Consider the following 21,415-nt stretch of genomic DNA (forward strand, 5'->3'; position numbering starts at 1 on the left):
CACCGAACAGGAACCGGCCCCCTTCCGCGTCGCGGAAGGGGGCCGGACCACGTCGCGGGCTACTGCTGCACGAAGACCGCCACGCTTCGGGCCGGCACGGTGAACGTGCCGCTGGCCCGGTCGAAGGAGGCCGTCCGCAGCGACTCGTCCGCCGAGGCCCACAGCACCGGGTGCAGCGCCACGTCCGCCCCGCGCAGCCCGGTCAGCCGCTGCCGCGCCGTCTCCGGCGTGGCGTTGAAGACCACCGTGACCGACTTCCACCGCCCGTCGAGGCCCCGGCCGTCCAGCGTCATGGTGAGCACGCCGGGGGTCTCCTCCGCGCCGGAGAGCGGGAAGGCGACCCGCTTCTGCACCTGCTCCGCCGTGGTCAGCCCGAAGACCGGCGAGGAGGCCCGGATCCTCAGCAGCTCGGCGTAGCGGGCGTCGGCCAGGTCGATCGCCGCGCAGTCCGGCACCAGCGCCGGGTCGGCCAGCAGCGGCTTGGCGTACGGCCACTTGTCCCGGTTGTCCTGCTCGGGCGGCAGGCCGGCGCCGAACCCGTTGCCCTGGGCGCAGTCCCAGCGGATCTGGTTGAACCAGTCCCCCGAGTTGTACGAGTTGCGGTCCAGCGACTTCGAGCGCAGCCGCTCGGTGCCCGTGGTGACGAACCCGGGCCCCTGGCCCATCACCACCGTGCCCAGCGCCAGCACCTGCATCCGGGCCCGGTCCGCCGCCGAGGTGTCCCGCGGCAGCTTGTACGCCAGCGCGTCGTACAGGATCTCGTTGTCGTGCGCGTCGACGTAGGTGACCGCCTCCCCCGGCGCGGCGGTGTAGCCGGCGGGCGAGCCGTTGTAGTCGACCTGCGCGCCGGTCACCTGCCGGCCCGACGAGTCGGTGAAGCGGTAGCCGCGCAGGTTGCCGGTGAGCCCCACCTTGATCAGGTCGTGCTGGCGCAGCAGCCGGGCCCGCTGCTCGGCCGTGGAACCGTTCACGTCGTCGCCGTTGGGGTCGGTGAACAGGCCGGAGGCGAAGCCCTGCACGCGCGGGTTGGCGTCGAACGGCCCGCCGCCGCGTACGGCGTCGCGCAGCCGGTCGTTGAACGTGCCGATCCCGGTGCCGGCCATGTTGGCCTGGGTGGCCTGGGTGAACCGGGCGTCGTCGGCGACCTCGCCGAAGTTCCAGCCCTCGCCGTAGAGCAGGATGTTCTTCCCGTCCACGCCGTCGCGGCCGACGGTCAGCTCGTCGAGCGCCTTGCGCACGGCCAGGATGTTCGCCTTCGGGTGGTGGCCCATCAGGTCGAACCGGAAGCCGTCCACCTTGTACGCCCGGGCCCAGGTGACCAGCGAGTCCACGACGAGCTTGCCCATCATGGCGTGCTCGGGGGCGGTGTTGGCGCAGCAGGTCGAGTTGGCGACGGCGCCGTCGTCCAGCAACCGGTGGTAGTAGCCGGGCACGATCTGGTCGAGCACCGACTTCGGGTCGGCGCCCGCCGCCGAGGTGTGGTTGTAGACGACGTCCATCACCACGCGCAGTCCGGCGCCGTTGACGCCGGCCACCATCCGCCGGAACTCGGTGGTGCGCTTCGCCCCGGCCGGGTCGACGGCGTAGCCGCCCTCCGGGACGGTGTAGTGCAGCGGGTCGTACCCCCAGTTGTAGCCGTCGGTGTCCGCCACCGCCGCGACGCACTTCTGCTGCTGCTCGGAGTCCGGCGGCAGCGCGGCCAGGTCGCAGGCCGGCTGCCGCTGGTCGGCGCGGCGCTCGGGGATCGTGGCGAAGTCGAACGCGGGCAGCAGGTGCAGGTGGGTCACCCCGGCGTCGCCGAGCGCCTTCAGGTGCTTCATGCCGGCGGTGCCCGGGTCGGTGAAGGCGAGGTACGTGCCCCGCCGCTCGGCCGGCACGGTGCCGTCGGCGATGGAGAAGTCCCGCACCGACAGCTCGGAGATCTGCACCTTCGTCGACGGCACCGCCGCCGGCTTGCGCAGCGACGCCCATCCGGCCGGCGCGAGCGCCGGGTCGGCGAGGTCCACGATCTGGCTGTGCGTGGAGTCCGGCGCCAGCGCCAGCGAGTACGGGTCGGTCACGGCGGCGTCGACCACCTTCTGCGTCGCCGGCTGCCACGCCTGGACCTGGTACCGGTAGTACCTGCCGGTCCAGTCGCGGGCGCCACGCACGGACCAGACGCCGGTGCGGTCGTCGCGGCGCATCGCGACGGTCCGCGGCGTCGCGGTCGGCGAGTCGAAGAGCTGGAGCGAGACCGTGCGGGCGGTGGGCGCCCAGACGGCCAGCGTCGGCACCCCGCCGGCGAACGTCGGCCCGAGCCGCGCGTCGGTGGCCCGGGCGTAGACGTCGTCGAGCACGCCGGGGATCTGCACGCCGGTCACGGCGAGCAGGGTGCCCGCCGCGTCCCGCTCGGTCACCAGGAGCTGCCCGCGCAGGGCCGCCGGGACCTTCGCCAGGTCCCGCCGGTCGAGCGTGAAGGCACCGTGCGCCCACAGGTGCGGGAAGTCCGCGCGCTGGGCCTCGGTGAGCCCGTTGCGCTGGGCGGTCAACGACAGCGTGCGGTACGTCCCGACCAGCTCGCCGTCGGCGACGGTGACCCCGCCGGCCGGGGCGGCGACCAGGGCGTACGTCCTGCCGTCGGTGGGCCCGGCCTGCCAGGCGACGGTCGAGCGGTCGATCCAGTGCGCCTTCTGCTTCGTGATGTCGACGTCCGGGCCGGCGGCGGACGCGGTGGACGGCAGCAGCCGGCCGGGCGTGCCGGCGAGCAGCCACACCTCGCGTCCGGCGTCGGCGAAGTCGAGCCGCTGGTCGGTCGGCAGATCCTTCTCGTCACCCTTGTGGACGATGTAGCTCAGCCCGGTCGCCCCGGCGGCCAGCGGCACCCGGAAGACCGCGCCGAAGGCGTCGATCCGGGCCGGGGCGAGCGGCGTGGCCCAGTCCGTCGGGTTGGCGGCGCCGTCCCACAGGTGCAGGCCCCAGCCGTCGTATTTGCCGTCGGCGCGGCGGTAGTGGATGAGGGCGGTGCCGTCGGCCACCGGCGGGTCGGGTTCGCCGGTGGCGGCCTGCCGGCTCGGGTAGGTCGCCGGGTCGCCCTGCTTGACCCAGACCTCGCCGGCCTTCGTCACGTCGATCGTCCGATCCTGTTCCACGTCCTTCTTCCCGGACTTGTCGACCACGACGAAGCCGACCGACTTCGCGCCCGGCTTGAGCTTCACCCAGGCGAACCGGCCGTAGGAGTCCTCGCCGGCGAACGGCTGCCCCTTGGGCCACTCGGTCGCGTACGCGGGGTCGATGTCGCCCCAGGCGTACAGGCCCCAGTCGTCGTAGCCGCCGGCCGGGCGCTGGTAGTGCACCACGGCCCAGTCGCGGGAGGCGGACTGCGCCGGCGTCCCCACGGTCGCGGTGGACCGGGCGGTCGCGGTGCGGCCCTTCCCGTCGCGGACGACCGCCTTGTACTCGATCTTCGTGCCGCCGGCCAGCCCGGTCAGGTCGTGGTGCACGGTGTACGGGGCCGTCTCGGCGCTGCCGAGCAGCGTCCACCTGCCGCCGGCGACCCGGGCGGCGACGGTGACGGCGGCCAACCGGTCGCCGGTGACCTGGGCGGTGACGGCGGCCTTCGTGGCGACGGGCGCGCCGGGCGCCGGGGCGGTGATCGTGATCTTCGGCGCGGCGTCGGGCGACGCGATCGGCGTGCCGGCGCGGTGCACCACGGCCGACAGCGGCGGCACGGTCAGCGTGAGCTTGCCGTCCGCGCCGGCGACCGGGGCGGCCGACGCGCCGTACACACCGGTGAAGGTGGCACCGGCCGACCACGTGTCCACGGTGACAGTCTGCGCGGTCGCGGCGTTGTTCACCGCGACGACGTACTCGGTGCGCTGCTTCGGGTCGATCCGGGAGAACGCGAAGACGCCGGGGCCGTCGGCGGCGTACCGGCCGACCTGCACGCCGTCGCGCAGCGCCGGGTGCGCCTGGCGCAACGCGCCCAGCTCCGCGATGGCCCGGTAGAGCGGATGGGCGCGGTCGAACTGGTCGCTGGCGTGGGTCCGGTCGGTGCCGATCAGGTCGTCGTCGAGGTAGTCGGGCGTCTTCGAGGCGAACATGTCCTGCCGGGCGTCCTTGTCGCCGCCCGGCCCCGTGAAGCCCTGCTCGTCGCCGGAGTAGACGACCGGCTGGCCACGGGTCAGGAACATCAGCTCGTGGGCGAGCCGGTCGCGGCGCAGGTGGGTGCCCGGGTCGGTGCCGCCGCCGGCGATGAACGAGCCGATCCGGCCCATGTCGTGGTTGCCGAGGAAGGTGGTCAGCCGGCGCGCGTCGGTGTCCCGGGCGCGGTAGAGGTCGTCGCGGGCGTACACGTCGGCGAGCGCCTTCGCGGAGCCGTCGCCGGCGGTGTAGCCGCGCGCCGCCTCCTGGAAGGCGAAGTCGAGGGTGGCCGGCAGGCCGCCGCGCCGCACGTACGTCGAGGTGATCTCCGGGTCGGCGCTGTAGACCTCGCCGAACATGAAGAAGTCCTTCTTGCCGGCGCGCGCGGCGGCACGCTCGACGCCCTGGCTGAACTGCGGCCAGAAGTCGAGGTTGGCGTGCTTCACCGTGTCCAGCCGGAAGCCGTCGACGCCGGTGGACGCGATCCAGTCGGAGTGGATCTTGGTCAGGCCGCGCACCACCTCGGGACGCTCGGTCCACAGGTCGTCGAGGCCGTGGAAGTCGCCGTACTCGCTGTTCTCCCCGGCGAATGTGGAGTCGCCCCGGTTGTGGTACATCGTCGGGTCGTTCAGCCACGCCGGGACCTTGACCTTCGCGTCGGCCGGGGTCTCGAACGTCGGGGTGTACGGGAACGACGTGCCGTCCACCTTCGGGAAGCCCCGGCTGCCGTCGGCGTAGTTGCGGTCCTCGAAGGGACGCCCCTGCGCGTCGGTGTACGGGGAGGTGGCCTTGTCCACGTAGGTGCGCCGGTCCTCGGCGTACTGGATGACGTCGGCGGTGTGGTTGACGATGACGTCGAGATAGACCTTGATCCCGCGCTTGTGGGCGAGCCCCACCAGCCGCTTCAGGTCCTCGTTGGTGCCGAAGTGCGGGTCGACCTGGGTGAAGTCGGTGATCCAGTAGCCGTGGTATCCGGCGGAGGCGTCGGCTCCGGAGCCCTGCACCGGGCGGTTCTTGAAGATGGGCGCGAGCCAGATGGCCGTGGTGCCGAGCCCCTCGATGTAGTCGAGCCGGTCCATGACGCCCTTGAGGTCGCCGCCGTGGTAGAAGCCCTTGTCCTTCGGGTCGAGGCCGGTGGAGAGGCGGCCCCCGGTGAGGCCCCCGGCGTCGTTGCGCCGGTCACCGTTGGCGAACCGGTCCGGCAGGACGAAGTAGAACTGCTCGGCGCGGGCCTGGCGGCTTCCGGCGGCGAGCAGCGCCTCCGCCGAGGGTTCGGTGCGCCACTGCGCGGCGCCGGTGGTGACCAGCGGGCCGGTGTCGTCGGGGGCGTCGGAACCCATCTGGCGCACGGCCAGCGGGGTGCCGACGAGGGCGAGGGTGAGCAGGGAGACGAGGGCGAGCAGGGCCTTGCGCGGTATCGGCGGGGGTTTCATCGACGCCTTCCTCTGGTCGCTGGCTGGCCCGCACGCTAGCTCTTGCCGAAACGTTCTGCAATACCTTGCAAACAAAGTCGTAACACGACAGCCCGCTTGCAAGGGCGGCCCTCCGCGGCGACCCTCTGCCCGGGGATCAGTCGTCGGCGAGGACGGCGTACAGGTCCGAGTCGCGCCAGCCGTCGCGGATGAGGGCGGTGCCACGCATCCGGCCCTCGTACCGCATGCCGATCCTGCGCAGCACCGCCGCCGAGGCGAGGTTGCGCGGGTCGCACGTGGCGAAGATGCGGTGGCGCCCGTGCCGGTCGAAGCCCAGTCGCAAAAGTTCCCGCGCCGTGGCCGTGGCGATGCCCTGCCCCCACCGCCGTGGATGGACGGCGTACGCGATCTCGCCGGTGCTCGGGCCGTGCAGCTTCAGCTCGGCGCTGCCCACGACCTCGCCGTCGACGAGCACCCCGAACACCAGCCGGTCCGGGGACGCCGCCACGGCGGCCCGCACGTACGCCTGCGTCTGCTCGTAGGTGTTGGGCCCCCACGCCTGGTAGCGGCACGACTCGGGCAGACGCGCCCAGTCGTGCACGGCGTCGGTGTCGTCGAGCGCGAGCGGGCGGAGGGTGAGCGCCATGGCGGCTCCCCAGGTGACCGACGGCGGGGCGTAACTCAGAGGCGGCAGGAGACGCCGTCGACCGTGCAGCTCGTCGGGCGGCTCTGCGTGCCCTGGACATAGAAGCGCAGCGTGACCGACGCGCCCCCGGGCAGGTCGCCGCCGCTGCGGTAGGTGAAGCCGTCGTCGATCCGCTGCGCCGTCCCCTGTGGCGCGCCCTCGATCCAGGCGCTGCCCAGCCGCGCTCCCGGGAAGGTCAGCCGCGTCGTCCACTCCCGGCCGGCCGACGAGGTGTTGCCGACCAGCACCTCCCCGACGAACCCGTCCGCGTACGACTCGACCACCCGGTACCGGCCCGTCAGCGGGGACACCGACGGCGATGGCGGCGCGACCAGCGCCGTCTCCTCGCTCCCGCTGGGGGTCGGCGACGGCGGAGCGCTGCTGCGGGCGGGCGTGGACCGGGTCGGGGTGGGCCGGCTGGTGGAGCGGCCGGACTGCGTGGCCGTCGCCCGCGGCGAGCGCGTGACCGTCGGGCTGGCCGCCGACGGCTCCGGGTCGACCAGGCCGACGGTCGGCAGCGGCGGGGCGGGCTGCGCGTCGAACGCGGGGCCGCGCCCCCGGTAGGCGCCGAGCGCGATGGCCAGCAGGACCACCATCACCGCGACGCCGACGGACACCACGATCCACGGCGAGGACGCGATGGCCGTCGTGCCGTAGGACTTGCTCGATGTTCGGCGCGTGCCGGACATGCTTCTCCTCCCGCGGTCCTCCGGGGCAGCGTAGCGGTCCGTGGCGACATGGTGCGACCGTGTGCGCGCGTTGCGTACGGCGCCGCGTGGGCGGGTCGCCGCCCGTCGGAGGATGCCGCGGGTCCGGCCGGCGCTCAGGCGGTCCGCAGCACCGTGCAGATGAGCGGGCCGTCGTCGGTGGAGCGCAGCAGGTAGCGGTAGCGCTCGCCGGGGACCGCCCGGCCCTGGCTGTCCAGGAACTCCCACTCCACGGCGACCATGGTCAGCAGCGCCGACACCGGAAGCACGTCCTCGATGGTCGCGTGCGCCGCGACCAGCTCACGCTCCTGGTAGTCGGGGGCCGCGCCCACGAAGGACAGTGCCACCGCCGCCGGCGAGGTGAACGAGAAGCTGTACGTGTCGGCCACCACCATCCCGGGCAGGGCGTAACAGCCGGCGATGGCGGGCACGTCGCCGGTGGTCAGCGCCACGCCGTACCGGTCGAAGAAGTCGGTCAGCGTGTCCAGATCGGTGGGGGCTCTCACAGGGAGAGCAATTGCCGGCCGGACGGCGGGCCAAACCTCAGCGCGGCGGGATGCGCACCTCGATCTCCGCCCCGAGCCGGGCGCCGCCCGCGAGTCCGAGGTCGTCGCCGCTCCAGAACCGGCCCGGGTCGTACCAGTTGGGACGCCGCCCGGCGGGCAGCAGCCCCATCGCCTCGTAGGTCACCGCGACCACCTCCGCGCAGTAGGCCGTCTCCAGTGCACGGTCGCGCACGGCGATGCCGGCACGGTCGGGCGCGGTCGCCCCGGCGCGGTCGGGCGCGGTCGCCCCGGCGCGGTCGGGCGCGGTCGCCCCGGTGCGGTCGGGCGCGGTCGCCCCGGTGCGGTCGGGCGCCGGCGTGGCCTCGTGGTCCCCCGCCCGGCCCGGCAGCGCCGGCAGCCGCACCGCCGGGACCCGGCCCCGCAGCCAGCGCCAGGCGAGCTGGGCGGTGGACGGGAACGGGGTGCCGTCCAGGCGCGCGACGGTGCGCAGCACCGCCTTCTCCATCTCCGCGTCGGCCGGCGGGTCGAGCTGGCGCAGCCAGGCCCGCTGGCCGTACCGGTTGGCCCAGACGCAGACCGCGTCCCGCAGGTCGTGCAGCTGCACGCCGCGCTGGTGGGTGCCCGTCCACAAGTCGGGCAGCGATCTGCCCAGCTCGGCGTGCCACATCAGGGGCGGCATGTCGTCCAGCACGACCGCCATGCCGACGTGGTTGACCGGGCTGTTGGTGGTCAACTGGATGGCCCGGTCCGGCACGCTGCGCCCCCGGAACACCCACACGTCGCCGGTACGGGTCAGGTCCACGGCCTCGTCCAGGCTGATGCTCATGGGGGTCTACCCTAGGCCGATGCGGCAACGGATGCGGTGGTGGAAGGTCCTCGGGCTGGCCGGCCTGGCCGGCGTCGCGGCGTCGGGCGTGGTCATCGCCCGGGCGGAACGGCGGCGCCGGGCGTACACCCCGGAGGAGATCCGGGCCCGGCTGCGCGACCGGCACGCGGAGGCGACGGCCCCCGCCGACGACGCGCGCTGAGCCTGCGGCGTCAGTCCACCTCGTGGTGGTTGCGGTCCCAGCGCCCGCCGACCGGCGGGGTGTCGAGCCGCACCGCCCCGACGGCGTTGCCGGCGAGGTCGTTGTCCTCGATCCGGCAGGACACGCAGCTGCCGGCCGGGGTGATCCAGAGCCCGTAGCTCTGGGTCTGCTCGTCGCGGTGGTCCCAGATCCGGTTGCCGCGCACCGTGGCGGAGTCGAACGGCGCGTTGACGGTGATGCCGGCCCGGATCGGCGGGGCCGCCGGCAGCTCGTACGCCGCCCCGGGCGGCGGCGTGTCCTCGTTCCAGCCGGTGGGGGAATCCGCCCGCACCTCGGCGAGGGTGAGGTCGGTGTCGGTGTTGGACACCACCACCGCCATGCGTGACCCGACCCGCACCACCTTGCCCCGGTGCCCGTCGTGCGGCCAGTGCGCCGCCAGGTCGGTGACGGATCGGTGGTGGTAGCGCACCGACTCGCCCGCGCCGGTGGCGGCCGGGGCGCACCGGCGGCCGTTGTTGCGGATCCGGTTGTTCACCACCACCGCGTCGGTCATCGGCCGGTCGATCCGGATCGCGTCCAGGCCGTTGTCTGAGAAGTCGTTGCCGTCGACGACCACGCCCGCCGCCGCGCCCCGGTAGCCGTGCCCCAGGTCGTGCTCGTGGTAGCCGTACTCGCCGTTGGCGCTGATCCGGTTCCCGCGCACGGTGTACGGGCCGGGCGTGTTGCCCATGCTGATCCCGTCGCGGACGTTGCGGTCGACGACGCAGTCGCTGATGATGCCGCCCCGGCCGGACACGCCGGCCGTGCCGTTGCCGGAGACGTCGAAGCCCGCCTCCAGGTTGCCGGTCAGCGTGCAGGCGGAGACGATCAGGCCGTCGGCGCCCCAGTCGGAGATGCCGAAGCGGTTCGCCTGGCTGTGGCAGCCGATGATGCGGTAGCCGCGCGGCGGCGTCCAGTAGTCCTTCTGGAGTTCGAGGAAGATCCCGTTGGTGCCGTTGCCGACGGCGGTGCAGTTGGCGATCGTGAGGCGCTCCACGTCGCCCCAGCCGCCGATGCCGACGCCGATGCCCGCGCCGCCCATCTCCTCGCCGTTGTCCAGCCGGCCGCAACCGACCACGACCACCCCGTCGATCAGGCTGTCCTGGAGGAAGTCGCAGCCGAGCCCGGTGGCACCGGTGTGGTGGATGTAGAGGTTGCGGAAGACGCCGCGCACCACGTACTGGAGGCCGAGCCCCTTGGCGAGGTAGTTGTACTCGACCATCGCCACGCCGGAGCCGTCGATCTCGAAGTCCGCGAAGGTGCAGTCGGCGATGTGCCGGTCGCGGCTCGCGCCGTGCTGCACGGTGGTCCAGAAGGCCAACGGCGTGGGGTCCGCCCGGTTCCCCTCGTTGCTGAGCAGGAACCGCGTCGCCCCCGGGCCCGCGCCGATCAGCGACACGCCGCTGCGCCAGACCGTCCCGGCGTCCCGGATCGAGTAGATCCCCGGCGGGCAGTGGATGACCCGGGCCCGCCCGTCGGCGGCGTAGCCCTCGCCGAGGCGGTCGACAAGCGCCGACAGCGCCGGCTGGTCGTTCGTCACGCCGTCGCCGCGCAGCCCGAACTCCCGCGCGTCGCACCACAGGGGCGCGCCGGCGACGGGGGTGAGCCGCTTCGCGGCGGTGGACAGGCCCTGGTGCGGCATCCGACCCCTCCTCTGCGGCGTCCGGTCGTTCGCCCGCGAGCGGCGCATTCCCGCCGCACCCGCCCGGAAACGCGCTACCCGGCCGGGTGCGGCGGTTCCGCCGGCGCGGTAGCCGCCGGGCCGGGCTCCGCGCCGCTGCCGGGCGTCGCGGCGGTGCCGGCCGTCACGCCGCTGCCGGCCGTCACGGCGGTGCCGGCCGTCGCGGCGGCGCCCGGCGGCGCGGCGGTGCCAGGCGTCGCGGCGGTGCCAGGCGTCGCGGCGGTGCCGGCCGTCGCGAGGCTCGGCTCCGCGCCGGTGCCGGGCGTCGCGCTGGTGCGGCGCAGTGCCTCCGCCAGCGCCTCGGCGGTACGGCCCACGAGCGCGCTCCCGTCGTCGAGCAGCAGCAGGGGCCGCTGGATCAGCTCGGGGGCGGCCACCATCGCCTCGATCCAGCGCGGCTCGGCCGCCTCGTCCCTGGGCCAGTCGGCCATGCCGAGGGCCACCGCGGCGGGCTCCTGGGTGCGGCAGACGTCCCAGGGGCGCGCGTCGAGCCGGCGCAGCACCTCGGCCAGCTCCGCCGCGCTCGGCGGCCGGTCCAGGTACGGGCGCAGCGCGTAGCCGACCCCGGCCCCGTCGAGAGCGGTACGGGCGGCGGCGCACTTCGAGCAGGACGGGTTGTTCCAGATCTCCATGCCCGTCATCGTCGCAAGCGTCCCGCCGACGTCACCTACGAGCCCGTCCCGCTCCCGCGACCGTCCACGCACCGCCGCCCACGCGCTCAGCCGACGTGATCAGGACGGACATAGCCCACGGCGGGCTCTCCCGGAGATCTTGGCAAGAAACCGCCCCTTCAGGGGCCGTCTTCTACCAAGATCTCCACCGGCCACCCTGCCGGACGCCGACCCCGAACCGGACATCGCTGCCGAAACACGTGATCAGGACGCCATGGACCTCACAGCGGCCGGATGACGTCCATGGCGTCCTGATCACGTCGCGCTCGCACCTGGCGCTTGCGCTTGTCGGCGGGGGTTCCGGCCGACAAGGCACAGGTCACCCCGGGATGACCGTTCGGCTCGGGGGCGGGTGTCCGGCTCGCGGGACGGACGCGAGAGTAGGCACCGACGGGGTGTGGGCCCCCCCGGCCCCCCCCCCGGGGCAACCCCCCCCCCCCCCGCCCGGGCCCCCCGGGCCCCCCCCCCCCCCCCCCCCCCCCCCCCCCGCCCGGCCGCGGGCGGGGGGGGGGGCCGGCCGGGGGGGGGGGGGGGGGGCCCCCCGCGCCGCCCCCGCGCCCCCCCCCCCCCCCACCGCACCATCGGCCGATGTCGCAGTGAGATCGGGAGAGCAGCACACCCTAGAGTCCCGTGGCCAGGACTGCCGATTCACCGGGGTTGGATCTCATTGCATTAATAATTAACTATCTTTATAGTTCGATGACACTAGATTCCCTCCCGACCACCGGAGGTGCCCCGTGCGACTTCGCGGCAGAACGATCCTGGCCGCCGGCCTGCTGGCGGCGGTGGCGCTGGCACCACTGGCTCTGACCGGCACCGCCGGCGCGGCAGCGGCACCGACCGCGAGCTTCACCAAGGTAAACGACTGGGGCTCCGGCTGGGAGGGCAGCTACCGGATCACGAACTCCGGCAGCAGCACGATCACCTCGTGGCGGCTGGAGTTCGACCTGCCCGCCGGCACCACAGTCGGAACGTACTGGGACGCGCTGCTGACCAGCAGCGGCCAGCGCCACACCTTCACCAACCGGTCCTGGAACGGCACGGTCGCCCCGGGCGCCTCCGTCACCTTCGGCTTCGTCGCCACCGGCACCGGCACCCCGACCGGCTGCACGCTCAACGGCCAGCCCTGCGCCGGCGGCACGACGCCACCCACCACCCCGCCGCCCACCACCGCACCCCCGACCAGCGCGCCGCCGACCACTCCCCCGCCGACGACCGCGCCGCCCACGACGCCGCCGCCGACCGGCGTCTCGCCGGTCGCGGCCAACGGCCAGCTCCGGGTCTGCGGTCGCCAGCTCTGCAACCGCGACGGCCGGGCGATCCAGTTGCGCGGCATGAGCACGCACGGCATCCAGTGGTACGCGAACTGCGCCACCCCGACCTCTCTGGACGTGCTCGCCAGGGAGTGGAACGCCGACGTGTTGCGCATCTCGATGTACATCCAGGAGGGCGGGTACGAGACCGACCCGCGCCGCTTCACCGACATGGTCCACCAGTACATCGAGCTGGCCACCGCCCGGGGCATGTACGCCGTCGTCGACTGGCACATGCTCAGCCCCGGCGACCCGAACCACAACCTGACCCGGGCGCGCACCTTCTTCGCCGAGATCGCCGACCGGCACAAGGACAAGGTCAACGTGCTCTACGAGATCGCCAACGAGCCCAACGGCGTGGCGTGGAGCGCCATCAAGAGCTACGCCGACCAGGTCATTCCGGTCATCCGCAGCCGAGACCCGGAGGCCGTGGTGCTGGTGGGCACCCCCGACTGGTCCTCCCTCGGCGTCTCCGGCAGCGGCGGCGGGGTGGACACGATCGCGGCGAACCCGGTCGCCGGCGGCAACCTGATGTACGTCTTCCACTTCTACGCCGCCTCGCACGGCAACGCGTACTACGACACCTTCGCCCGGGCCGCCGACCGGCTGCCGCTCTTCGTCACCGAGTTCGGCACCCAGGACTACTCCGGTGACGGCCCGAACGACTTCGCCATGGCCCAGCGCTACCTCGACCTGATGGCCAGCAAGAAGATCAGCTGGACCAACTGGAACTTCTCCGACGACTTCCGTTCCGGCGCGGTCTTCACCACCGGCACCTGCGGCAGCGGCCAGTTCGGCGGCACCAGCCGCCTCAAGCCGGCCGGCGCCTGGATCCGCGACCGTATCCGTACCCCCGACACCTTCCAGTAGTGCCTGGTCCGGTCTCCGGGCGTGTCGCTTGCACGGACATCGTGGCGATGTCCGGCTGCGGCGCTTGGATGAGCGGGAACTCGCCGTGGTGCGGGCGCGGTCGAAGGACTTCGCGGCAGGGGACTTCGCGGGGCTGCGACGGTCGGGCCAGCGGACGACCAGTCTGCGGTATCTGCGCGGGCTGAGTCTTCCGATTCGCCGGTTCTGCCCGATGCCACAGGCCGATCCGGCGGCCACCAAGGCCGCCTGCCTGACCCGCCCGAGCAGCTTCGTGCCGGTCGGCACGAGCGGACGTCGAGGTCTGTCATGGGGCCCAGGCTCTCGCGGTGGGTGATCGCGCCAAGTTCTGTGCGACGCCAAGCAGGGGGCTGGCGCAAACAGGTTTGCTGTGGAAACCTGTTTCCATGACCACTGACTCGTTGTCCGCCGGCGATGACCCTCACCGCCTCCTCTCCGACGTGCGCGACCTGGCCGGCCGCGTACGCCGCGACCAGCGCCTGACCTGGGTCGCACTGCTGGTGCTGGCCGCGGTGACCCTCGTGGCCGCCCCGTTCGACTGGCTCTTCATGAAGGTGCAGTGCGACGGCGACGGCTGCTCGTTCGCGCGCCGGGGCATGCTCTACTACTGGCCGCCCGCGCTACTGCTCGCCTATACGGCGATCGCGGTCAGCTACGTGCGGGCCGCCCGGGCGCGAGGGCTGGGTGCCCGCGTGCTGCCGTACGCGATCACCGGTGCCGCGACAGCCGTCGTGCTCACGGCCGCGTACACGGCGGCGGCCGCCTATTTCCCGAGCCACCCGCCTTTCGGGGGCGGCCCGGTGCCGTTCTGGTGGATCGTGCTGGACCGGCTGATCGCACCGTGGGGTCTGATCGGGCTCGCGCTGCTGGTGCTGGCCCGCCTGGAACGCAACGTCGCGCTGCTGCTGTTCACCCTGGGCTACCTGGCGCTGGTGCTGCTGGTGTTGCCGACGACCGAGGGCATGGGGCTGCCCGATTGGATGATCCCGTCGTTCGTGTCGGGGGCGGACAGCCAGCTCCGGCTGTCGATGACGTCACCCCAGCTCGTCACCGGCGCCGTGCTCCTGGCAGGCGGGATCGGCTTTTCACAGGCCCGCCGGAGGCAGCGGTGACTGCCGAGGCCGACACCCCGGACCCGTCCGACCACCCGGTCACCGGCCTCAACGAGGTCGTGCACCAGCGGGTGCGACTGGGCATCCTCGCCATCGCGCACGAGGCACGGCGCGTCGAGTTCGGCTACCTGCGCACCCAGCTCGACCTGACCGCCGGCAACCTCTCCAAGCACCTGACGGTGTTGGAGACGGCCGGCCTGATCGACATCGAGAAGGGCTACGAGGGCAAGCGTGGCCGCACCTGGATCACCCTCACCCCCGAGGGCAAGACCGCCCTCGCCGAGGAGATCGGCCGCCTGAAGGTGCTGATCGCCCGTGTCGAAACGACCACAGAGGGCAAGTAAGCAACTGCGGGGTGCTCAGGGCCGTCGGGAGTCGAGCAGCGCGATCCTGCGGGCCCCGGCCGTACGCCGGTAGCTGGCGTCGAGCAGCTCGCCGACCTCGTCCCAGCCGGTGTCACCGGTCAGGTCCACCCCGATCCACCCGTAGGCACCCAGGTAGGCCGGCACGAAGCAACGGTCTTCCGCCAGCAGCGCCGCGCGCTCGTCGGGGTCGACCAGCACGATCACCGACTGTTCGTGCTGTTGATGGACGCCGTCGACCTTCACCGTTCCCCCGTAGTAGGCGAAGACCTTGGTGGTGTAGAAGGCGGGACGCCCGTGGGAGATCTTCTCGGCCGCGTCGGGAAAGGCCAGGGCGAGCGTCCGCAGCCGGTCCAGAAGCGGATCTGCCTCGTCGAACATGATGGGATGCGGCATGTCAGAAGGTAAGCACATCCCGGGCGGCCACGGCGCCCCCGCCGTTGCCCATCTGCCGGACGACCCGCTTCGTGACGATCGCGCTGGCCCCACAGGTCGCTGGCTACCGAGGGAGCGCTTTCCGTACGTCGAGAACGTGGCCGGTGGGCCACTACCATGCGCGCATGGCTCACGTTGCTCGGGCCCGCAGGCCGTACCCGCTGCTCGTCGCCGCGGCCGTCCTGTTGGCGCTCGGCGCGGCCACGGCCTGGGGGATCGGCGACGTGCTGGGGCTGAGCCACTCCCCCGCCGCCGTGCCGCGCGAGGAGGCCGTCGCCGCGCCGGCGCGGACGCCCGCGCCGGTCCCGCCGTTGGCGTCCCTCGTCGTGCCCGATGAGCCGCGCGTCAGGAAGGCCGCGGCCGCCGTGGCCGACGCGGTCGTCTCCCGCGGCCTGCCCCGGCCGGTGCTCGCCCCGGCCGCGCCGCGTCCGGCCAGGTCCGCGACGGCCGCGCCGGGCACCGGCACGGTCCCGGACCTGTCGGCGGTGACCACGCTGCGGGCGGGCGTGCTGGCCACCCTCGGCGGGGCGCCCGAGTCGTACCGGCTCGACGTGCACGGCGCCGAGTTGGCCGTCCAGGGCGGCGACGTCGCGGGCGTGGCAGCGGGGATGTACCGGCTGGCCGACCGGATCCGCTCCGGCGCCGAGGCGCTCCCCGCGGCGGACGCGGGTCGGGTGGTCGTCCCCCGGCTCGGCCTGCGGCTGACCGACGCGGGCTCGGTGGGGCGCGAGCCCGACCCGGCCGCCTTCGCCGCCGGCGACGACTACGGCCTGAACACCGACGTGGTCGGGTCGGCGGTGCTGCCTGGCGCGCCGTGGGTGGACGCCGACGCGGTGGCCCGCATCGACGCGCAGTTCCGGCAGTTCGTCGACCACTCGGTGGCGCAGGGATTCAACGGGATCGTCGTGCCCGGCTTCCTGGAGTACGTCACGTTCGCGAAGGTCGGCGACGGGCGCGCGGTCTACCCGCCCGGCGACCCGCACGTCGACCGCGCGCGGGCGATGGTCGCGGCGTTCGGCCCCGTCTTCCGGTACGCCGAGGACATGGGCGTACGGGTCTTCCTGCTGACCGACATGCTCGCGGTGTCGCCCCCGCTGGAGGCATACCTGACGCGGACCGTCGGCGGCCTCGACGTGGCCGATGCTCGGCTGTGGGCGGTCTACCAGGCCGGCCTGGCCGAGCTGTTCGAGAGCATGCCGTTCGTCGACGGCCTGATGGTCCGCGTCGGCGAGGGCGGCGAGGTGTACGCCGGGACCGGCTGGGACTACTCGTCAAGGCTCGCGGTCACCACGGAGACGTCCGTGCGCGCGATGCTGCGGGCGCTGCTGGACACCGCGGGCGCGGCCGGCAGGGAGATCATCTTCCGCACCTGGACGGTGGGCGTCGGCGCCGTCGGCGACCTGCACACCAACCCGGAGTCGTACGCGCGGGTGCTCGGCGGGCTCGACGACCCGCACCTGGTCGTGTCCACCAAGTACACCCTGGGCGACTTCTACAGCCACCTGCCGCTGAACACCACCCTGCTGAGCGGCAAGCATCGCCGCATCGTGGAGTTCCAGGCCCGGCGCGAGTTCGAGGCGTTCGGCTCGCTGCCCAACGACCTCGGCCCGCTGCACCGCCAGGCGCTGCGCGCGTTCCTCGCCGCCAACCCGCACGTCGAGGGCGTCTGGAACTGGACCCAGGACGGCGGACCGCTGCGCGCCGGGCCCATGTCGCTGCACCTGCGCGCCGGCTTCTGGCAGCTCTACGACCTCAACACGTACGCCGTCGGCCGCCTGGCCTGGGACCCGCACGCCGACCCGGCGCAGGTCACGGCAGACTGGGCGTACCGCACGTTCTCCGGCGACCCGGCCACCGTCGCCGCGATCGGGCAGGCCATGGCGCTGTCCCGACAGGCGGTCACCAGGGGCCTCTACATCGGCCCGTACGCCGACCGGTCGGTGCGGGCGCTCGGGCTGGAACCGCCGCCTATGATGTGGATCTTCGAGTGGGACATCCCGACCGGCGACTCCGCCGCGCTCGACAGCATCTACGCGGTGACCGGCGGCCGCGTCGACGAGGCGATCGAGGAGGGCACGCAGGCCGTCGCGCTGGCCCGGCGCATGCGCGACCTGGTTGCCGCGACCGACCCGGCGACCTGGCGCGACGCCGAACTGCGCGGGCGCTTCACCGCGACGCTCGACTACCAGGTCGACCTGTTCGAGACGCTTGGCGCGTACCGGGCCATGGTGCTGCGGCACGCGCAGTGGCTGGACACCGGCTCCCCCGCCGCCCGCCACGACTGGCGGCTGGCCACGGCGGCGTACCACGACGCACGCGACGCGCACCGGCAGCGCTACGGCGCCGACCTGGACCTGCCCGCGTACAACTTCACCGCCGCCGACCTCGGGGCGCGGCGCGCCGACCGGGACCCGGCGATGGCCTGGGCGGCCCGGGCGTTGCTCGGGTCGATCCTGCTCGTGGTGCTGCTCGGCCTGCGCGGGCGCGGGTTCGGCGCGGCCGCCGCGCGCGGGTTGCTGCTCGGCGCGCTCCGGCCGTGGCGGGTCGCCGCGCTGCCGACGCCCGGGGCGCGGGCGGACCGGGTGCTGGTGTGGCTGGTCCCGGCCGTGCTGCTGGTGGCGAGCCGGCTCGTGCTGACCTGGTTCGCCGCGCCGGCGCACCTGCTGGTCACCCTCGGTGGGTGGGCGCTGTTCGCCCTCGTCGTACGCCTCGTCGCCGGCCGGCGGGACCCGTTCCACCTGTGGGCCGTGGTCGGCGGCGTCGCGCTGCTGCGCAGCGTGCTGCTGCTGGCCGCGCTCGCCGGGCGCGGACCGGGCGGGTACTGGTTCGCCTTCTGGACCGCGCCGGGTTTGCGCGCGGCGTACGTCACCGTCGCGTTCGCGGCGTTCTGCTGGCTGTTCGTGGCCGCCGCCGTGGTCCTGCGGGACCGGTACGGCCTGCGCCGCCGAAGCGCTGTCGGGCTGACCCTCACCGCCGCGGGCGTGCCCCTCGGCGTGTTGTCCGCCCTGGTCTCGGTGGTGGGCCTGGAACGCGCGCTGACGGTGTGGAACGACCAGCTCGCGCTGCTGCCCTGGGGCCTGTCCCGCATCCTCGGCATCACCGTCCACCTGGGCATCCCCGCCCAACTTCCCGCGTACACCGCCGCCGCCGGAGCCGCTCTCGCCGTCGCCGGTCTGCTCCTGTCGCTCGGCCGGCCGGCGGGGGGCTCCCGCCGGCCGGCCGTCGGCGTCACCGGCCGTAGACCTCGAACTCGTGCAGCGAGAACCCGTACGAGGTGGCCCGCTTGAGCCCGTACACCCGCACGTAGCGGGCGGCGACCGGGGCGAAGGTGGCGTTGTCGACGCCGCCGTTGCCGGTGGTGGTGGCGAACACCGGCGTCCAGGAGCTGCCGTCGCCGGAGACCTCGATCCGGTACGACGTGCCGTACGCGGACTCCCAGCGCAGCACCGCCCGGCTGACGGTGCGGGCCGCGCCGAGGTCGACCCGGAGCCACTGGTTGTCGTTGTAGCTGCTGGCCCAGCGGCTGCTCAGACTGCCGTCGACCGCCTTGTCCGGCGTGTGGCTGGTCAGGAACTGGGTGCTCGACGCGGTGGCCGGGCGACCCTGGGCCAGGTTGGTGACGTCGTCGCCCCGGCGGGCCGGGAACGAGACGACCTGCTGGTAGGTGGGGCGGTTCTGCCAGGCGATCACCGGGTGGGTGATGCCGCCGAGCCCGGAGTGGGCGATCGAGTCGGCGCACCACTGGTCGCCGGCGGAGCAGGACTTGTCGCCCGGGTAGACGGTGGTGGCCGGCACGGCCGCCGCCGGTCCGAGCGCGCCGAGCAGCGTCGTCCGGCACGCGGCCAGATTGCCGCCGCCGCAGTACGCCCGCCCGAGGCCGCCGGCCACCGGGTCGCCGAGCACGGTGCGCACGTCCTTGTCGACGTAGCCCCACCAGCCGTACTGGAACGCCGAGCCCTTGTGCGCCTGACCCTGCAACGCCCAGCTCGCGGCGCCGTCGCGCCCACCGTTCTGGCCGCCCGAGGGCGCCTCGTTGACCTCGATGGCGTCCACCAGCGCGGCGTAGAGGTCCGGCCCGAGGCCGGGGCGGAACTGCGCCGAGGCGAGCAGCGGCCACCACGCGTCGAAGATCCGGATGGCGTCGGCGTGCTGGTAGACCTTGGAGCCGGGCGTGGTCTCCACCCGCCGGGCACCGGCCTGCTGCCAGGCCCGCAGCTTGCCGATCGCGTCGGCAAGCGCCGGGTCGGCGACCGGCGCGCTGTCCAGCACCCGCAGCAGGTCGCCGAGGACCTGCTGGCCGCGCAGGTCGGTCACCGCCGCGTCCGCCATGATCTTGACGACGTCGGCGCGGCCGAGCTTGCGCTGGGCGATCGCCGCGCGCACCGGGCCGTCGAGCAACTGACCCCGGTGTACGGAGCCGAAGCTGAAGTTGCCGTCCGCCGCCCCGAAGTCCCGCGCCTGCTTGTTGTTCCAGCTCACGTAGTAGTCCTGGTTGACCGACTGCGGGTGGGCCGAGAGCGGAATGTAGGTGGCGTCGTTGGTGTCCGGGTTCCAGCCGACCCACTCGTACGCGGGTTCGGCCTTCGCCGGCAGGTTCGGGTCGACGGTGGCCGGGCGGACCGGGTTCGAGCCGGAGTTGAAGTACGCCGCCTCGGTGGAGTTGACGTAGAACCAGTTGAACGCGTACCCGACGCTCGCGGCGGACGTCTGGAACGCCCCCGCGCTGCCCATCGCCGACGGGTCGTTGAAGGCCTGGAAGCCGATCGCCGAGTCGGCCTCGTGCCGGTAGGTGGAGCGCAGCTTGGTGAACGCGGTCGGCTGCCCGTTCACCAGCCCCCGGTAGGCGACCAGCCCGTACCTGGTGCGCAGCGCGCGCAGCGTGTAGGACCCGGCCGGGGTGGAGTCGGCCAACGTCGGCGACCAGGAGTTGCGCTGCTCCAGCGCCTCCATGGCGAGGCACTGCCCGTGGTAGAGGTAGCGGTTGCTGCGCAGCGTCGGCGCGCTGCCGTCGGTGGTGCACAGCGGCACCGCGTAGGTGTCGGTGAGGTCCTGCGAGGCGGAGGTGGCGCTCCACGCGTAGTCCTGGCCGCGGCCGAGCAGCACGTAGAGGTTCAGGCCGGCGAACGCGGCGCCACGCGCGCTGATGCCCGGCCCCTGCAACTCCTGGAGCATCAGCAGTTGCGGGGCGAAGTAGCCGGTCTGCGGGCCGAACACGGCGACCGGGTTGCCGGTGGTGGTGTGCCGTCCGGAGACCACGACCGCGTTGGACATGCCGTGCGCGCGCAGGTTGGCCAGGCCGCCGACCAGGTCCTGGGTGGCGGTGCTGGCGCCGGTGCGCGCGGCGGCCCCGCCGGTCTGGTCGTAGGCGAGGGGCTCGGCGACCACCGTGCCGGCGTCGGGGAGCACCGCGCTGGTCGCGCCGGGCGGCGCCGCGCCGTACGGGAAGCTCTGCCCGTCGTGCAGGGTGAGCACGGTCTCCGGGTCGTTCTGCGACCGGAACGCCGCCCACACCCGGTCGCCCTCGGTGGCGCCGTACTTGGCCCGGGCGGCCACCCGGACCAGCGCGGACTGGATCTCGCTGCCGCCGCCCCCGCCGAAGAGGCCGCCGATCACGCCAGCGGTGGCGATCAGGTCGGTCATGGTGAAGTGCTTGGGTTTGCCGGCGCCGGCGAGCACGTACTCGCCGGGGTAGTTGTCGTCGGCGATCGACTTGTCGATGTAGGCGTTGATGCCGGCGATGTAGTCGACCACGTCGGTGTAGAGCTGCTGGCCCCGGGCGCCCTTGGTGCGCAGCGCGTTGACCTGGGCCTGGAGGTCCGCCTCCGTGTAGGGCGAGTTGGCCCAGACGCTCTGCTCCAGCTCCCGGTTGCCGGGGGCGCCGCCGGCGAACGAGGTGACCTTGCCGCGGCCGACGTGCCGCAGCAGGTCCATCACCCAGAGCCGGTCCTGGGCCCCGGCGTAGCCGGCGCCGAACATGGTGCCGGCGCGGGTGGTGCCGGTGATGTGCGGGACGCCGGTGGCCTTGTCCCGCACGATGGTGACGTCGGCGCGCGGCGAGACGGTGCTCTCGACCTGGGCGGCGGGGACGCCGAAGGAGGCGTCGTTGAAGAAGTGGGCGATCTGCTCGTCGGTCAGCCCGGCGTAGTTGTAGACCAGGTTCGCGTACTCGTCGAGCTGGTCGCTGGAGTGCGCGGGGCGGGTGCCGAGCGCCTGGTGGGCCAGGATGGCGGCCAGCGTGGCGTTGCCGTTCTGCCCGGGCGGCAGGATGTCGGCGCACTGGCCGAGGCAGTAGTCGTTGGCGGCGAACGTGCTGGCGGCCAGCGCCGGTGACGGCGGGGTGACGGTCAGGACGCTCGCGGTCAGGGCGGCGGCGGTGAGCGCCGCGAGCCGGGCGCGGAGTGGGGGACGGGGCATGAGTCTTCCTCCGGGGGACGCGGAGTCGGGCCTTCGGTACGCC

At 73.6% G+C, this 21,415-nt stretch carries 14 protein-coding genes and 1 pseudogene; 6 read left to right on the top strand and 9 right to left on the bottom strand.

The features are described 5' to 3' along the window. Nucleotides 1-59 precede the first annotated feature (59 nt). The 5 genes from pulA to ACGFNF_RS20595 form a co-directional block, all read right to left on the bottom strand. A complete protein-coding gene (gene pulA / locus ACGFNF_RS20575) occupies nucleotides 60-5,552 on the bottom strand; it encodes a pullulanase-type alpha-1,6-glucosidase (protein ID WP_393169868.1) in 5,493 nt (1,830 codons plus the stop codon). A gap of 136 nt (nucleotides 5,553-5,688) precedes the next feature. Then, nucleotides 5,689-6,177 (bottom strand): GNAT family protein, encoded by a 489-nt coding sequence (locus tag ACGFNF_RS20580; protein ID WP_357579748.1) that lies wholly within the window; start codon nucleotides 6,175-6,177, stop codon nucleotides 5,689-5,691. A gap of 35 nt (nucleotides 6,178-6,212) precedes the next feature. Next, on the bottom strand, nucleotides 6,213-6,905 hold the full coding sequence (locus ACGFNF_RS20585) for a cellulose binding domain-containing protein (RefSeq protein WP_357579749.1): 693 nt from the start codon (nucleotides 6,903-6,905) through the stop codon (nucleotides 6,213-6,215). 134 nt (nucleotides 6,906-7,039) lie between these two features. After that, complete coding sequence (locus tag ACGFNF_RS20590) at nucleotides 7,040-7,429, bottom strand: hypothetical protein (RefSeq protein ID WP_327029026.1); 390 nt, start codon at nucleotides 7,427-7,429, stop codon at nucleotides 7,040-7,042. Nucleotides 7,430-7,466: 37 nt separating this feature from the next. Then, the gene (locus ACGFNF_RS20595) at nucleotides 7,467-8,255 is read right to left on the bottom strand and encodes a hypothetical protein (RefSeq protein ID WP_357579750.1); all 789 of its coding nucleotides are present in this window, start codon (nucleotides 8,253-8,255) and stop codon (nucleotides 7,467-7,469) included. A gap of 19 nt (nucleotides 8,256-8,274) precedes the next feature. Here ACGFNF_RS20595 and ACGFNF_RS20600 point away from each other — a divergent pair, with 19 nt between their 5' ends. Beyond that, nucleotides 8,275-8,457, top strand: coding sequence for a hypothetical protein (locus ACGFNF_RS20600; RefSeq protein WP_091630004.1), 183 nt, complete (start codon nucleotides 8,275-8,277; stop codon nucleotides 8,455-8,457). Nucleotides 8,458-8,467: 10 nt separating this feature from the next. Here the strand turns inward: ACGFNF_RS20600 and ACGFNF_RS20605 are convergent, their stop codons facing one another. Together ACGFNF_RS20605 and ACGFNF_RS20610 are read right to left on the bottom strand one after the other, a co-directional pair. After that, on the bottom strand, nucleotides 8,468-10,138 hold the full coding sequence (locus ACGFNF_RS20605; protein WP_357579752.1) for a right-handed parallel beta-helix repeat-containing protein: 1,671 nt from the start codon (nucleotides 10,136-10,138) through the stop codon (nucleotides 8,468-8,470). 74 nt (nucleotides 10,139-10,212) lie between these two features. Further along, nucleotides 10,213-10,818 (bottom strand): ArsC/Spx/MgsR family protein, encoded by a 606-nt coding sequence (locus tag ACGFNF_RS20610; protein WP_393169871.1) that lies wholly within the window; start codon nucleotides 10,816-10,818, stop codon nucleotides 10,213-10,215. Nucleotides 10,819-11,606: 788 nt separating this feature from the next. Here ACGFNF_RS20610 and ACGFNF_RS20615 point away from each other — a divergent pair. The 4 genes and pseudogenes from ACGFNF_RS20615 to ACGFNF_RS20630 all read left to right on the top strand — a co-directional run bounded on the left by ACGFNF_RS20615 (nucleotide 11,607) and on the right by ACGFNF_RS20630 (nucleotide 14,505). Further along, nucleotides 11,607-13,031, top strand: a complete 1,425-nt coding sequence (locus ACGFNF_RS20615) for a cellulase family glycosylhydrolase (RefSeq protein WP_393170011.1) — start codon at nucleotides 11,607-11,609, stop codon at nucleotides 13,029-13,031. Nucleotides 13,032-13,095: 64 nt separating this feature from the next. Next, nucleotides 13,096-13,254: pseudogene (locus ACGFNF_RS20620) on the top strand (IS701 family transposase); the annotation flags it as partial. 181 nt (nucleotides 13,255-13,435) lie between these two features. Then, the gene (locus ACGFNF_RS20625; protein WP_393169873.1) at nucleotides 13,436-14,161 is read left to right on the top strand and encodes a hypothetical protein; all 726 of its coding nucleotides are present in this window, start codon (nucleotides 13,436-13,438) and stop codon (nucleotides 14,159-14,161) included. Further along, the gene (locus tag ACGFNF_RS20630; protein ID WP_151453008.1) at nucleotides 14,158-14,505 is read left to right on the top strand and encodes a transcriptional regulator; all 348 of its coding nucleotides are present in this window, start codon (nucleotides 14,158-14,160) and stop codon (nucleotides 14,503-14,505) included. Before ACGFNF_RS20625 ends, ACGFNF_RS20630 begins: the two co-directional genes overlap by 4 nt. A 15-nt stretch (nucleotides 14,506-14,520) precedes the next feature. Here the strand turns inward: ACGFNF_RS20630 and ACGFNF_RS20635 are convergent, their stop codons facing one another. Further along, on the bottom strand, nucleotides 14,521-14,919 hold the full coding sequence (locus tag ACGFNF_RS20635) for an MmcQ/YjbR family DNA-binding protein (protein ID WP_393169876.1): 399 nt from the start codon (nucleotides 14,917-14,919) through the stop codon (nucleotides 14,521-14,523). Between the two features lie 164 nt (nucleotides 14,920-15,083). On the opposite strand from ACGFNF_RS20635, the gene ACGFNF_RS20640 reads away from it, so the two are divergent. Next, nucleotides 15,084-18,245: a hypothetical protein gene (locus ACGFNF_RS20640; RefSeq protein WP_393169878.1), complete on the top strand. Its 3,162-nt coding sequence runs from the start codon at nucleotides 15,084-15,086 to the stop codon at nucleotides 18,243-18,245. Here the strand turns inward: ACGFNF_RS20640 and ACGFNF_RS20645 are convergent. Further along, complete coding sequence (locus ACGFNF_RS20645; protein WP_393169880.1) at nucleotides 18,187-21,372, bottom strand: penicillin acylase family protein; 3,186 nt, start codon at nucleotides 21,370-21,372, stop codon at nucleotides 18,187-18,189. The genes ACGFNF_RS20640 and ACGFNF_RS20645 overlap by 59 nt on opposite strands. Nucleotides 21,373-21,415 lie beyond the last annotated feature (43 nt).

This window comes from Micromonospora sp. NPDC048868 (assembly GCF_043198195.1).
GTDB classification, from domain to species: Bacteria; Actinomycetota; Actinomycetes; order Mycobacteriales; family Micromonosporaceae; genus Micromonospora; species Micromonospora reichwaldensis.